Raw genomic sequence first — 13,547 nt, 5'->3', positions numbered from 1 at the left:
CCTTTCTTCCACCGTCCTTGGAGCCCTTGGATGTCCGTTTCCGTCGTTTCAGACGGCACTTCCACCACCGATCCGTCATTCTCGCTCCGGCCCGTTCCGCTGTCGCCCACGCTCGCGGTGAACGAGGCGCTGGACCGCAGGCGCCGCGCGGGCGCCCCCGTGCTGCCGCTCGGGTTCGGGGAGGCCGGGATCCCCGTCCACCCGCTGCTCACCGAGGCGCTGGCGTCCGCCGCCGGGCGGGGCGCCTACGGCCCGGTCGCGGGGTCGCCCGAGCTGCGCGCCGCCGCGGCCGGGTACTGGACGCGCCGGGACCTGCCCACCGACCCCGGCCAGGTCGTCGCGGGGCCGGGCAGCAAGGCGCTGCTGTTCGGCCTGCTGACCGCGCTCGGCGGCGACGTCGTCGTGCCCGCGCCGAGCTGGGTCACCTACGCGGCGCAGACCGCGCTGGCGGGCGCGGCGCCGGTCCGCGTCCCGACGCCGCCGGGCGAGGGCGGGGTCCCGGACCCGGCCGCGCTCGCCGCCGCCGTGACGCGGGCCAGGGCGGGGGGCCGGACGGTCCGGGCGGTCGTCCTCACGCTCCCCGACAACCCGACCGGAACGCTGGCGCGGCCGGAAACGGTCAGCCGGGTGTGCGCGGCGGCCCGCGACCTCGACCTGGCGGTGATCAGCGACGAGATCTACGGCGACCTCGTGCACGACCCGTCCAGCCCGGTCCCGCGCGCGGCCCTGTGCGCCCCGGAGCGGACGGTCGTCACCACCGCGCTGAGCAAGCAGTTCGCGGCGGGCGGCTGGCGGATCGGCGTCGCCCGGCTGCCCGACGGGCCGTTCGGGCGGGCGCTGCGCACGTCCCTGCTCGGCGTCGGCAGCGAGATCTGGTCGAGCGCGCCCGCGCCGATGCAGCACGCCGCCGCGCTCGCGCTGAGCGAGCCGCCCGAGCTGGCCGAGCGCGTGGACCGGAGCCGCCGCCTGCACGCCGCCGTGGCGCGGGCGGTGGCGCTCCGCTTCCGCGCGGCGGGCGCGCTGGTGCCCGAGCCGGCGGCGGCGTTCTACCTCTACCCCGACCTGGAGCCGCTGCGGGACGCGCTGGCCGGCGTCCGGACGGGCGCGGAGCTGGCGTCCCTGCTGCTGGAGCGGCACGGTGTCGGCGTCCTGCCCGGCGCGGTGTTCGGCGACGACCCGCGAGCGCTGCGGATGCGGGTCGCGCCGAGCCTGCTCTACGGCGCGACGGACGAGCACCGCCTCGCCGCGCTCGCCGCCCCCGACCCGGCCGCGCTGCCGTGGATCGCGGGCGCCCTGGACCGGCTCTCGGACGTCCTGGCGGAACTGCCGCGCCACGGTCGGTGACGGGCCGCGCCGGACGGCCCCGACCACCGGGCGACCTGCACCGGAATCAGATAAACCTGGTGTAAAGTCCAACGTCGCGCGGGTGGAACGCGGGGTCGGCCGGGCCGGTCCGGCGGCCCGCCCGCGGGATCGGGTCGGCGGCGCGACGGTGGCGCCGGGAAGGCGAGGGGGCCGCCATGAGGCACGCGCAGGACGGGGCCGCCGCGGCGATGAGCGCGGCGTCCCGCGTGCTCGTCGCACGCGGCAGGAACGAGCCCCAGGAGCAGGAGGACCCGGACGTCGCCTGGGGGCAGCGGGCGCGCGACGGCGTCTGGGTGCCGACCCGGGACGGGCAGCGGGTCCACATCGGCCTCGGCGCGGTCGGCGGCGACGCGGTCGCGCAGGTGCTGCGGCCGACGCTGCGCGCGTTCGTGGGCGTGGACGTCGACACCGACCTGCTCGCGCAGACGACGGTGGGCGGCGTGCGCCTCCTGACCGTGATCCACGGCCCGGACGCCCCGACGGAGTTCCGGTTCTCGCTCTCCCTTCCCGACGGGCTCGCGCTGGAGGCGATGCCGTCCGGCGGGTACGACATCGTCCACCTGCGGTACGGCGCGACAGTGGGGCGCCTGTACAACCCGTGGGCGTCGGACGCGATGTTCCGCCCGGTGAAGGCCGACTACGCGCTGGAGGGCCAGACGCTCACCATGCGCGTCCAGCACGAAGGCTCGTTCTATCCCGTGGTGGCCGATCCGCACTACGCGCGCTGACCGGCCGCGGGGGCGCCGCATAGGCTGTGGACCCCCCGGCCCCCCGGAGACGGGAGTCCCCCGTTGGTCTTCGCCCATGACGCCGTCCACGCGCTCACGGCCGCCGCCGACCTCGTCAACACCGGCCCGGCGGCGTGCGGCGCGGAGCGGCTGGACGGGCTGCCCGCGCTGCGCGCCTTCGCCGACCGCACCGGGCTCGGCGGCACGGTCCCGCCCGCCGACGCCGACCTGGCCGCCGTGCGGCGCCTGCGCGACGGCCTTCACGCCGTGTTCCTGGCGCCCGACGTCCCTGCGGCGGCGCGGCTCGTCAACGCCGTGATCTCCGAGGTGCGCGCGAGCCCCTACCTCACCGACCACGACGGGCACGACTGGCACGTCCACTTCTCCGCGCCGGGCGCCCCGCTGCGCGACCGGGTCGCGGCGGCCTGCGGGATGGCGCTGGCGTTCGTGGTGTCGGCCGGGGAGCTGGACCGGCTGCGCGCGTGCGCGGCGCCCGGCTGCGAGCGCGTCCTCGTGGACCTGTCGCGCAACCGGTGCCGCCGCTACTGCGACAGCCGCACCTGCGGGAACCGGACGCACGTCGCGGCCTACCGGGCGCGGCGGCGCCACGCCGCCCCCGGCTAGTCCCCGGTCAGTTTCGGGCGAGCCGCTCGACGGCGGCCAGCGCCCGGCGCGTCCCGGCGGCGTCGTGGACGCGGAACACGCTCGCCCCGAGCCAGGCTGACAGCGCGAGCACGGCCGTCGTGCCCGGCCCGCGCCGGTCCACCGGACGGTCCAGCGTCTCCCCCACGAAGTCCTTGTTGGACACCGCGACCAGGACGGGCCAGCCCGTCCCGGTCAGCTCGCCGAGCCGCCGGGTGATCTCCAGCGAGTGGCGGGTGTTCTTCCCGAAGTCGTGCGCGGGGTCGATGACGATCCCGTCGCGCGGCACGCCGAGCGCGAGCGCCCGCTCGGCCTCCCCGAGGACCTTGGCGAGGACGTCGGCGACGACGTCGTCGAACGCCGTCCGGTGCGGGCGCATCCGGGGCTCCAGCGTCCCCGGGTGCGCGCACACGAGCCCGGTGCCGTACTCGGCGGCGACGGCGGCCAGCTCGGGGTCCGCGCCGCCCCAGGTGTCGTTGATCAGGTCCGCGCCGGCCGCGGCGACGGCCGCGCCGACCTCGGCCCGCCAGGTGTCCACGCTGAGCACGACGCCCGGGTGCCGCTCCCGGACGGCCGCGACGAGGTCCACGACGCGGCGGCGCTCCTCGGCGGCGTCCACGTCCTCCCCCGGCCCGGCCCGGACGCCCCCGATGTCCACGATGTCGGCCCCGGCGGCGACGACGCGGTCCACGGCCGTCAGCGCGGCCTCGAACGCGTACGTCGCGCCCCGGTCGTAGAAGGAGTCGGGGGTGCGGTTGACCACCGCCATCACCGCGCGGCGGGGCAGCGGACGGCCGTTCGGGCGCAGCGGCGCGGCGGTCTCGGCGGAAGGCATGACCGAACGGTCGCACATCCCGCCGGGGCGCGCCACGCGCCCACCACCGGCCGGTCGACGCAAATTCGGTTCAATTCGGGCGCCCTCGCTCGTCAGCATCGCCCCCGGGTCGCTAACCTCGTGTTTCATGCCCGTTGCGGATTTCGTCCGGTACGGGTCCGTCGTCTGACCTATTCAGCCAGGAGGATCCGCTGTCCAGGCGAGCACTCATCACCGGCATCACCGGGCAGGACGGCTCGTACCTCGCCGAGCATCTGCTGGAGCAGGGGTATGAGGTGTGGGGTCTGGTGCGGGGTCAGGCCAACCCGCACGTGTCGCGGCTGCGCAAGCACATCGGCGACGTCCGCATCACGACGGGCGACCTCCTGGACCAGGGCAGCCTGATCTCCGCGGTCGAGCGGGTCCAGCCCGACGAGGTCTACAACCTCGGCGCGATCTCCTACGTGCCCATGTCCTGGCAGCAGGCGGAACTGACCGCCGAGGTCACCGGGATGGGCGTCCTGCGGACGCTGGAGGCCATCCGGGTGGTGTCGGGCGTCAGCGCGTCCCGCACGCCGGGCCGCGAGCAGATCCGCTTCTACCAGGCGTCCTCCTCGGAGATGTTCGGCATGGTCCGGGAGACGCCGCAGAACGAGAAGACGCCGTTCCATCCGCGCAGCCCGTACGGCGTCGCGAAGACCTACGGGCACTACATCACGCAGAACTACCGCGAGTCGTACGGGATGTTCGCGGTGAGCGGGATCCTGTTCAACCACGAGTCCCCGCGCCGGGGCGCCGAGTTCGTCACCCGGAAGGTGTCGCTCGGCGTCGCGCGGATCAAGCTGGGGCTGGCCGCCGAGCTGCGCCTCGGCAACCTGGACGCCCGGCGCGACTGGGGCTTCGCGGGCGACTACGCGCGCGCGATGCGGATGATGCTCGCGCAGGAGTCCCCCGAGGACTACGTGATCGGCACCGGGCGGACCCGGTCCGTCCGCGACCTCGTGGAGTTCGCGTTCCGCACGGCCGGCCTGGACTGGGAGCGGTACGTCGTCCTGGACGGCAAGTACACCCGTCCCGCCGAGGTCGACCTGCTGTGCGCGGACCCGAAGAAGGCCCGCGAGCAGCTCGGCTGGGAGCCCGAGGTCGGGTTCGAGGAACTGGTGACGATGATGGTCGAGTCGGACCTGCGGCTGCTCGGCGGCTCGCGCCGGCCCGACGAGGAGCCCGCCAGCCCCGACCACTGGTGATCGTCCGCGGCCGGGGACGTGCGACGATACCCGTATGACCGCTTGCGACCACCTGGCGGAGCTGCCCGCCGAGACGCCCGCGCCGCAGACGCCCGAAGGCTGCGCGGAGTGCCTGGCCGAGGGGACCCGCTGGGTCCATCTGCGCCTCTGCCTGACGTGCGGGCACATCGGCTGCTGCGACTCCTCGCCGCGACGGCACGCGTCGGCGCACTTCGAGAAGGAGGGGCACCCCGTCATGCGCTCGTTCGAGCCGGGCGAGGACTGGCGCTGGTGCTTCGTGGACGAGACCCTGGTCTGACCGTGCCCGGCCGCCGGACCGGGCCGCGCCCGGTTCGTGCCATGATCGGCTGGTGGGAGCGACACACGCACTCTGGCTGCTCGCCGTACCCGTGACCGCGCTGGTCGTCGCGGGGTTCGCGCGGCGGGCCGGGATCGCCGCGCCGCTGGCGCTGGTGGTCGCCGGCCTCGCCCTCGCGTACCTGCCGGGCGTCCCGGAGTTCCGGCTGGAACCCGAGTTCGTCCTGTACGCGTTCCTGCCGCCGCTGCTGTTCTCGGCGGCCTGGCAGAGCTCGTACTACAACATGCGGGAGAACCTGCGCCCGATCGGCCTGCTGTCGGTGGGCCTGGTCCTGTTCACGACGCTCGTCGTGGGCTACGTGGCGTGGCTGGTCGTCCCGGGGCTGCCGCTGGCGTCGGCGTTCGTCCTCGGCGCGATCGTGGCGCCCCCGGACGCGGTCGCGGCGGTGAGCGTCGCGCAGCGGCTCGGGCTGCCGCGCCGGACGGTCACGATCCTGGTCGGCGAGAGCCTGTTCAACGACGCGACGGCGCTGACGCTGTTCCGGGTCGCGCTGGCGGCGGCCGTCGGCGCGGGCTTCTCGATCGCCGAGGGCCTCGGCCGGTTCGCGTTCGCGGCCGTCGCGGGCGCGGTGGTCGGCCTCGCGCTCGGCCCGCCGCTGCACTGGCTGCGGACGCGCGTGCGGGACCCGCTGGTCGAGAACACCGTCGCGGTCGTGGCGCCGTTCGCCGCCTACCTGATCGCCGAGGTCGTCGAGGCGTCGGGCGTGATCGCGGTGGTCGTCAGCGGCCTGTACCTCGGGCACCGGTTCACCGAGTCCCCGGCGGCGACGCGGCTGATCGGCCAGTCGTTCTGGAAGGTCGTCGTCTTCCTGCTGGAGTCGGTGGTGTTCCTGCTCATCGGCCTGCAGCTCCCGCCCGTCGTGCAGGGCCTGTCGGGACGGGGCTGGGGCGAGCTGGCCTGGTGGGCGGTCGCGGTGTTCGGCGCGACGGTCGCCGCCCGGTTCGTGTGGGTGTTCGCGACGACGTACGGCCCGGCGCTGGTGTCGGAGCGCCAGCGGGAGGTGCAGCGCCGCGCCGGATGGCGGAGCCACGTCGTGGTGGGCTGGGCGGGGATGCGCGGGGTGGTGTCGCTCGCGGCGGCGTTCGCGATCCCGTTCGCGAACTCCTCGGGCGCCCGCTTCCCCGGCCGCGACCTGATCGTGTACCTGACGTTCACGACCGTCCTCGCGACCCTGCTGGTGCAGGGCGTGACGTTCCCGGCGCTGATCCGCCGGCTGGGGATCGGCGGCGAGCGCGAGCGCTACGAGGACACGGTGGCCGAGGCGGGCGCGCACCACGCCGCCGCCCGCGCCGCGCTGGAGCGCCTGGACGAGCTGGCGGACGCGAGCGAGGAGCCGCTGGACGAGGACGTCGTGCAGCGCCTGCGCGGCCTCGCCGAGCAGCAGCAGCTCCGCGCGTGGGAGCGGCTCGGCGGCGGCACCGGGCAGGGCGGCGCCGAGGTCCCGAGCGCCGCCTACCGCAGGCTGCGGCTGGAGATGCTCGCGGCCGAGCGCGCCACGTTCGTCCGGATGCGCGACGAACGGCGGATCGACGACGAGGTGCTGAACCGCGTCCTGCACGAACTGGACCTGGAGGAGGCCGCTCTCAGCCGTCGGTGAGCGGCCTCCCCGGGTCCGTCCCTCACATTCCGTTCGGCGGCTTCTCGGGCAGCTCCACCGCGTAGGACTCCTTGACGACGTCCAGGTGGTGCCAGGACTCCCGGACCGTCACGCCGGGCACCGAGCGGACGGCGTCCAACACGGCGACCAGCTCGGCGCGGGAGGCCGCCTCGGCGAGCCCCACCACGTCGTACCGGCCGAAGCCGGTGGCGAGGTAGCGCACCCCCTCCAGTTCGGCGACCGCCTCGGCCGCGCGCCGCAGCGACCCTGTGATCGACAGCCCGAACCCGCCCTGCTCGGCGGCGCCGAGCGCGAGCGGGTCGGCCAGGCCGGTCACCTGGATCACGCCCGACCGCATCAGCCGCACCACCCGGGCCCGCGTCGCGGCCTGGGACAGCCCGATGATGCCCGCGAGGCGGGTGTAGGGCGCGCGTCCGTCGCGCTGCAGCTCCTGGAGCAGCCGCCAGTCGATGTCGTCGAGCGTGACCTCGCCGAGGTCGCGGACGACGGCGTGCGCGTCCCGGACGGTGGCCACCGACCGGAACACCTCGGCGGAGCGGACTCCGGGGACGGCGCGGATCTGGTCGATCTCGGTCGCCAGTGCGTTGTCGTCGCGGGTGCGGACCTGCGCGACGAGGTCGTACGGCCCTGCGATGAGGGCGGCGAAGCTGACGGCGGGACGTTCGGCGACTGCCGCGGCGACCTCGCGCGCGGCTCCCTCCACGGTGACCGACACATGCCCGATGGCCTCGGCGCCCACGACCGCGGCGTGCACGATGCCCACCACGCGGACGACCTCGGTTTCGAGAAGGTTCTGCACACGCGCGCGCACGGCCGTCCGGGACAGCCCGACCCGGTCGGCGAGCGCCTGGAACGTCGCCCTGCCATCCCGCTGGAGCTCGCGGACGAGCACGGCGTCGACCGCATCCAGCACGGCTCTCCTCCTCGACATGCGTAGAAAGATCGTTTTTTTGGTAACTGCAAGATCATTCCATTTCCGGGCGGTATCCCGTCAAATATTGATCCTGCTCGTGTTTCGGGTGTCCCGCGGCCGTCGAAGCGTCGGCGCACGTCTTCGGGGACGACGTTTCCGACGCGGTTCCGACCGGTGCGAGAGCGCAACGAGACAGGATCACCGGGGGCGCGCGACCGGGCGGCCCGCGCGCCGGTGCGTGGCCCCGGTCACCGGACGGGCCGCGGCGCCCCCTCGGCGCGGGTGCGCGCGGCGCAGGTTCCTGCGGCGTGACCTGCATGCGCGACTCCCGGTCTTCCTCTGCGGCGGCCCATGGCGAACCCTTGATCTCCCGAAGCACATGTAAGAAAAGTGCAACGAGCGTCCAAGAACGTCAAGAGGTGACTTTACCCAGCCGTCAACGGCACGTCGGGACCGGCGTCACCTCTGGGAGCCCCTGCGGGGCAGGCGATTCGCAACGTCGCAGGTCAGCGGCACGCTTCCGGAACCGGCCAGACGGACGCCCGCTCCGGGGGCAACCGGGGGCGTGGTCGGCGGCACGTCCCGGTATGAAGGAGAATGTGAGGTGATAGACACCCTCGATCTCCGATTGGTGTGTGGTCCGGCCGTGCGTCTGCTGAACGGTGAGCGTCCCGCTCACGATCTCACCTACAACGACGTCTTCATGGTCCCCCGCCGCTCGGCGGTCGGCTCGCGGCTGGAGGTCGACCTCGCCAGCGGGGACGGGTCGGGCACGACGATCCCGATCGTCGTCGCGAACATGACGGCGGTGTCGGGGCGGCGGATGGCCGAGACGATCGCGCGGCGCGGCGGGATCGCCGTGCTGCCGCAGGACATCCCGCTGGACGTCGTCGCCGAGGTCGTCGCGTGGGTGAAGCAGCGTGACCTCGTCGTGGACACGCCGCTGCGGCTGTCGCCGACCGAGACCGTCGGCGAGGCGCTGGCGCTGCTCGGCAAGCGGGCGCACAACGCCGTCGTCGTGGTGGACGGCGAGCGCCCGGTCGGCGTGGTGACCGACGCGGACTGCCAGGGCGTGGACCGCTTCGCCCAGCTCCGCACCGTGATGTCCTCCGACGTCCTGACGCTGCCGCTCGGCATCGACCCGCGCGAGGCGTTCACGCGGCTGCACGGGGGCGGGCACCGGCTGGCGCCCGTCGTGGACGCCGCCGGGAACCTCGCCGGGCTCCTGACCCGTACCGGCGCTCTGCGCGCGACCCTGTACCGTCCGGCCGTGGACGACGCCGGACGGCTCCGGATCGCGGCGGCGGTGGGCGTGAACGGCGACGTCCCGGCCAAGGCGGCGGCGCTGCTGGAGGCGGGCGCGGACGTCCTCGTCGTCGACACCGCGCACGGCCACCAGGAGAAAATGCTGGCGGCGCTGGCGGCGATCCGGAAGCTGGACCCGGCCGTGCCGGTCGCGGCGGGCAACGTGGTGACGGCCGAGGGCGTCCGGGACCTGGTCGAGGCGGGCGCCGACATCGTCAAGGTCGGCGTCGGGCCGGGCGCGATGTGCACGACGCGGATGATGACCGGCGTGGGCCGCCCCCAGTTCTCGGCCGTGCTGGAGTGCGCGGCCGAGGCGCGGCGGCTCGGCCGGCACGTGTGGGCGGACGGCGGCGTGCGGCATCCGCGCGACGTGGCGCTGGCGCTCGCGGCGGGCGCGTCCAACGTGATGGTCGGCTCGTGGTTCGCGGGCACCTACGAGTCGCCGGGCGACCTGCAGCGCGCGGCCGACGGCCGGCTCTACAAGGAGAGCTTCGGGATGGCGTCGGCGCGGGCGGTCGCGCTGCGCACCGCCGAGGACTCGCCGTTCGACCGGGCGCGCAAGGCGCTGTTCGAGGAGGGCATCTCCGCGTCCCGCATGTTCCTGGACCCGGCGCGGCCGGGCGTCGAGGACCTCCTGGACGCGATCGTGGCGGGCGTGCGCAGCTCGTTCACCTACGCGGGCGCGCGGACGCTGGAGGAGTTCCACGAGCGCGCGACCGTCGGCGTGCAGGGCGCGGCGGGCTACGCCGAGGGGATGCCGCTCGCGACGAGCTGGTAGAAGATCATCCGGGGCGACCGGATGCCCGTTCGCGCCAACCTTGCCCCGGTTTTGCGCGTCCATAGAGTAGGTCTGGTGCTGACAGCACCCCGCCCGGGGAATCGGAGCGTACATGGCGAGTCGTACCAACGACGGGCGAACACCTCGCGACGACCCCGGGGAGGACGGCCCGGCCGGGGGGCGCGCGGCGGGGCTGCCCACGGCGCTCGTGCTGACGCTCGCGTCCGCGCTGGTGTGGGGCATCGCGCACCTGTGGGCCGGGCGCCGCGCGGCGGGCGCGCTGCTGCTCGCGCTCTACGGGGCGCTGGTGGCGGCGGGGCTGGTCGTCTGGTCGTCCTACCGCGACGACCTGTACCCGCTCGCCGGCCGCCCGGACCTGATCAACTCGATCGCGGCGGGCGTCGTCGTGCTGGCGGCGGTGTGGATCGCGGTCGTCGTGCGCAGCTACCTGGTCGTGCGGCCGGACGGGCTCGCGGCGGTGTCCCGCGTCGCGGGCGTCACCGCGACGCTCGCGATGTGCCTGGTGATCGCGGCGCCGTTCGCGCTCGCCACGCACCACATGTACGTCTGGCGCGACACGCTGACCAGCATCTTCAAGACGGGCGGGTTCGGCGGCGACGGCCGTCCGGTGGACGCCGACGACCCGTGGAAGGACCGGTCGCGCGTCAACATCCTGCTGCTCGGCGGCGACGCGGCGGCGAACCGGACGGGCGTGCGCACCGACAGCATGACGGTGGCCAGCATCGACACCAAGACCGGTGACACCGTGCTGCTGAGCCTGCCGCGCAACCTGGAGCGGGTGCAGTTGCCGCCGGGCCCGGCGCGCGACCGCTTCCCCTACGGCTTCACCGGCGACGGCCCCGGCACGCCCGGCCTGCTGAACGAGGTCTACGAGTACGCCGAGGACCACCCGGACGTCGTGCCGGGCGTCGCGCGCAACCACCGGGGCCCCGAGCTGCTGACCAAGACGATCTCCGGTGTCCTCGGGCAGCCGGTGGACTACTACATCCTCGTGGACATGTTCGGCTTCGCCGACATCGTGGACGCGATGGGCGGCGTCAAGGTCCGGGTCACCCAGCCGATCCCCTACGGGCGCAACGGCGGCGTCCTCCAGCCGGGCTACCGCACGCTGGGCGGCAAGGAGGCCCTCTGGTACGGGCGGTCCCGCACCGACAGCGACGACTACACGCGCATGGGGCGGCAGAAGTGCCTGCTGCGGGCCATCGCGCGGCAGGCGGACGCGCGGACCGTCCTGACGAAGTTCGACAAGCTCGCCACGGCCGCCAAGCACACGCTGTCCACCGACATCCCGCAGAAGCTGCTGCCGGGCCTGATCGAGCTGTCGGGGAAGATGAAGGACGGCGCCAAGATCGACAGCCTCCAGTTCGTCCCGCCGCTGATCAGCACGGCGAACCCGGACTACGCGCTGATCCGGCGGCTGGCGGCCAAGGCCGTCGCGCCGAAGGAGAAGTCGCCGCAGGCGGCGGCGTCGCCCTCGACCTCGCGGCCGGTGGCGGCGGGCGGCGGGGAGAGCGCGGTCGGCGGCGGGGACTCGCATCCGGTGTCGCTGGAGGCGACCTGCCCGTCGTGACGCGGGGCACAATGGGAGGGTGGACCGTCCCCTCCGGATCCGCCGGATCGTCAACGCCGTCAACCTGTCGACCCCGCTCGGGCTGCTGCTCGCGGCGGCGGGGTCGCGCGGCTCGCCGGCGCGCGGGCGGTGCCGCGGCCCGGACGGGCTGATCCTCGCCGGCGGCTACCGCTGGCCGCTCCCGGCGGCGCCGGTCTTCACGGTCGGCAACGTCGTGACGGCGCGGCGGGCGGCGGCGGACCTGCTGGACCGTCCGGCGCTGCTGCGGCACGAGGGGCGGCACGCGACGCAGTACGCGTTCCTGCTCGGCCCGCTGATGATCCCCCTGTACCTGGTGTGCGCGGGCGTGTCGCTGGTGCTGTGCGGCGACCACGCGTCCGCGAACCCGTTCGAGCGGCAAGCCGGGCTCGCCGACGGCGGGTACACGCCGCACCGGGTCCGGTGGCCGTTCCGGCGCTGACGGCCGCCCCGTGGCGCGGCGGGCCGCGCGGCGGGTGAATCATGGAACGTGACGATGGCCGACTGTGGAAGGACGTGTTCGGGTGCCCCAGATCGTGGGCTGTGACGCCTTCCGGGTGCGGATGCCGCACGGACGGCGGCCGGAGAGCATCCTCGTCCGGCTCGCGGGCGGGGACGGCTCGGTGGGCTGGGGCGAGGTCGCGCCGGGCGCCGATCCGGCGGTCGCGGGCGGCGCGTGGGCGGATCTGGAGGAACGGCTCGGCCCGGCGCTGCTGGGGCTGGACTGGGACCGTCCCGAGGACGTGTCGGCGGCGGCCGAGCTCGGCGGGCGCGGCGCGGCGGCGGCGGTGGACGTGGCGTGCTGGGACCTGTGGTGCCGGGGCCGGGGCCTGCCGCTGGCGCACGCGCTCGGCGGGACGCGCACGTCGATCGTGACGGGCGCGCGGATCCCCGCCGACGCCGCGCCCGACGCGCTGCCCGCCCTCGTGAACCGGACGGTCGGCGCGGGGCACACGCGGGTGACGCTGGACGTGCGGCCGGGCCGGGACGTGGAGCTCCTGCGGGCCGTCCGGGCGGCGTTCCCGGCGCTCGCGGTCGTCGCCGACGGGGGCTGCGCCTACACCGAGGACGCGGCGCACCTGGCGGCCCTGGAGGCGCTGGACGCCTACGGCCCGCTGGCGATCGCGCACCCGTTCCCGGCGGACGACCTGGCCGCCCACGCCCGGCTCCAGCGGCGGGTGGACGCGGCGGTGGCCCCGGCGGTGGGCGATCTGGAGGGCCTGGACGCCGCGATCACGCTCGGCGCGGGCCGCGTCCTGGACCTGCGCTACGACCGGCTGGGCGGGCTGACGGCGGCCCGCGCGGCGCACGACCGCGCCTACGCGGCGGGCTGGGACGTGTGGTGCACGGGCGTCGGCGTGTTCGGCATCGGGCAGGCGGCGGCCGTGGCGCTGGCCGCGCTGCCCGGCTGCACGCTGCCGAGCGGGGTGACGGACCCGGCGGGCGGCCCGGTGTTCGTGACGCCCCCGGTGCGGTCGGCGGGCGGTGTCGTCGGGGTGCCGCTGACGCAGCCGGGCCTCGGCCACGCGATCGACGAGGAGCGGATCGGCAAGCTCGCCACCCGCCGCATGAGGCTCCCCGCGTGACCGGGACCGCGTGGGTGGTGGCGGGGCCGCCGGGCGCGGGCAAGTCGACGGTGTGCGGGCTGCTGCTGGAGCGGCTGCGGCCCGTCCCGGCCCTGCTGGACAAGGACACGCTGTTCGGCCCGTTCGTCGCGGCGACGCTGGCCGCGCACGGACGGGATCCGGGCGAGCGCGAGGGCCCCTGGTACGACGAGCACGTGAAGGCCCACGAGTACGCGGGGCTGACGGCGGCGGCGCGGGATGTCCGCGCGGCGGGCTGCCCGGTGCTGCTGAGCGGCCCGTTCACCGCGCAGATCCGCGACCCGGCGCGGTGGGCGGCGTGGACGGAGGCGCTCGGCGGCCCGGACGTCCGCCTGGTGTGGATCCGCTCGGACGCCGCGACGCTGCGGCACCGGCTCCGCGCCCGCGCCTCGCCCCGCGACACGGGCAAGCTCGCGGCCTTCGCGGCGTTCACCGAGCGGATGCGCCCGGACGAGCCGCCGCCCGTCCCGCACGACGCGATCGACAACCGGCTGGCCGCGTCCGCGCCGCTGGCGGCCCAGGTCGCGGCGCTGGCGGGCTGAGGGCCCGCCGGCGCCGCGCCGGAC

Annotated in this window: 13 protein-coding genes; 11 read left to right on the top strand and 2 right to left on the bottom strand. The window is 75.2% G+C overall.

Annotated features, from left to right (window positions below):
• Positions 1–30 precede the first annotated feature (30 nt).
• The 3 genes from BTM25_RS26770 to BTM25_RS26760 all read left to right on the top strand — a co-directional run bounded on the left by BTM25_RS26770 (position 31) and on the right by BTM25_RS26760 (position 2,717).
• Positions 31–1,344 (top strand): pyridoxal phosphate-dependent aminotransferase, encoded by a 1,314-nt coding sequence (locus BTM25_RS26770; RefSeq protein WP_103565998.1) that lies wholly within the window; start codon positions 31–33, stop codon positions 1,342–1,344.
• A gap of 176 nt (positions 1,345–1,520) precedes the next feature.
• Positions 1,521–2,093 (top strand): hypothetical protein, encoded by a 573-nt coding sequence (locus BTM25_RS26765; protein ID WP_103565996.1) that lies wholly within the window; start codon positions 1,521–1,523, stop codon positions 2,091–2,093.
• Between the two features lie 63 nt (positions 2,094–2,156).
• Positions 2,157–2,717, top strand: a complete 561-nt coding sequence (locus BTM25_RS26760) for a CGNR zinc finger domain-containing protein (RefSeq protein WP_103565993.1) — start codon at positions 2,157–2,159, stop codon at positions 2,715–2,717.
• Positions 2,718–2,724: 7 nt separating this feature from the next.
• Here BTM25_RS26760 and folP read toward each other — a convergent pair whose 3' ends face one another.
• On the bottom strand, positions 2,725–3,570 hold the full coding sequence (gene folP / locus BTM25_RS26755; RefSeq protein WP_103566557.1) for a dihydropteroate synthase: 846 nt from the start codon (positions 3,568–3,570) through the stop codon (positions 2,725–2,727).
• A gap of 191 nt (positions 3,571–3,761) precedes the next feature.
• Between folP and BTM25_RS26750 the strand changes: the two genes are divergently transcribed.
• From BTM25_RS26750 to BTM25_RS26740, 3 genes are read left to right on the top strand one after another with little or no spacing between them, the layout of a single operon-like run.
• A complete protein-coding gene (locus BTM25_RS26750; RefSeq protein WP_103566555.1) occupies positions 3,762–4,796 on the top strand; it encodes a GDP-mannose 4,6-dehydratase in 1,035 nt (344 codons plus the stop codon).
• Between the two features lie 34 nt (positions 4,797–4,830).
• Positions 4,831–5,094 (top strand): ubiquitin carboxyl-terminal hydrolase 14, encoded by a 264-nt coding sequence (locus BTM25_RS26745; RefSeq protein WP_103565991.1) that lies wholly within the window; start codon positions 4,831–4,833, stop codon positions 5,092–5,094.
• 52 nt (positions 5,095–5,146) lie between these two features.
• The gene (locus tag BTM25_RS26740) at positions 5,147–6,751 is read left to right on the top strand and encodes a Na+/H+ antiporter (RefSeq protein WP_103565989.1); all 1,605 of its coding nucleotides are present in this window, start codon (positions 5,147–5,149) and stop codon (positions 6,749–6,751) included.
• Between the two features lie 22 nt (positions 6,752–6,773).
• On the opposite strand, the gene BTM25_RS26735 is transcribed toward BTM25_RS26740, so the two are convergent.
• Entirely contained in the window at positions 6,774–7,685 is a 912-nt protein-coding gene (locus BTM25_RS26735; RefSeq protein WP_103565987.1) for an Lrp/AsnC family transcriptional regulator, read from the bottom strand.
• Positions 7,686–8,331: 646 nt separating this feature from the next.
• On the opposite strand from BTM25_RS26735, the gene BTM25_RS26730 reads away from it, so the two are divergent.
• The 5 genes from BTM25_RS26730 to BTM25_RS26710 all read left to right on the top strand — a co-directional run bounded on the left by BTM25_RS26730 (position 8,332) and on the right by BTM25_RS26710 (position 13,523).
• On the top strand, positions 8,332–9,768 hold the full coding sequence (locus BTM25_RS26730; protein WP_103565983.1) for a GuaB1 family IMP dehydrogenase-related protein: 1,437 nt from the start codon (positions 8,332–8,334) through the stop codon (positions 9,766–9,768).
• A 112-nt stretch (positions 9,769–9,880) separates the two neighbouring features.
• The gene (locus BTM25_RS26725; protein WP_103565980.1) at positions 9,881–11,359 is read left to right on the top strand and encodes an LCP family protein; all 1,479 of its coding nucleotides are present in this window, start codon (positions 9,881–9,883) and stop codon (positions 11,357–11,359) included.
• A 19-nt stretch (positions 11,360–11,378) separates the two neighbouring features.
• Positions 11,379–11,819: a hypothetical protein gene (locus BTM25_RS26720; protein ID WP_103565978.1), complete on the top strand. Its 441-nt coding sequence runs from the start codon at positions 11,379–11,381 to the stop codon at positions 11,817–11,819.
• A gap of 82 nt (positions 11,820–11,901) precedes the next feature.
• Positions 11,902–12,963 carry an enolase C-terminal domain-like protein gene (locus BTM25_RS26715; protein ID WP_103565977.1) on the top strand — a complete coding sequence of 354 codons (1,062 nt, stop codon included), beginning with the start codon at positions 11,902–11,904 and terminating at the stop codon, positions 12,961–12,963.
• Positions 12,960–13,523, top strand: a complete 564-nt coding sequence (locus BTM25_RS26710) for an AAA family ATPase (protein ID WP_103565975.1) — start codon at positions 12,960–12,962, stop codon at positions 13,521–13,523. The genes BTM25_RS26715 and BTM25_RS26710 overlap by 4 nt, the downstream gene beginning before the upstream one ends.
• The last annotated feature ends 24 nt before the right edge of the window (positions 13,524–13,547 follow it).

Source organism: Actinomadura rubteroloni (genome assembly GCF_002911665.1).
In the GTDB taxonomy this organism is placed as follows: domain Bacteria; phylum Actinomycetota; class Actinomycetes; order Streptosporangiales; family Streptosporangiaceae; genus Spirillospora; species Spirillospora rubteroloni.
This window is presented reverse-complemented; position numbering and strand designations above follow the sequence as displayed.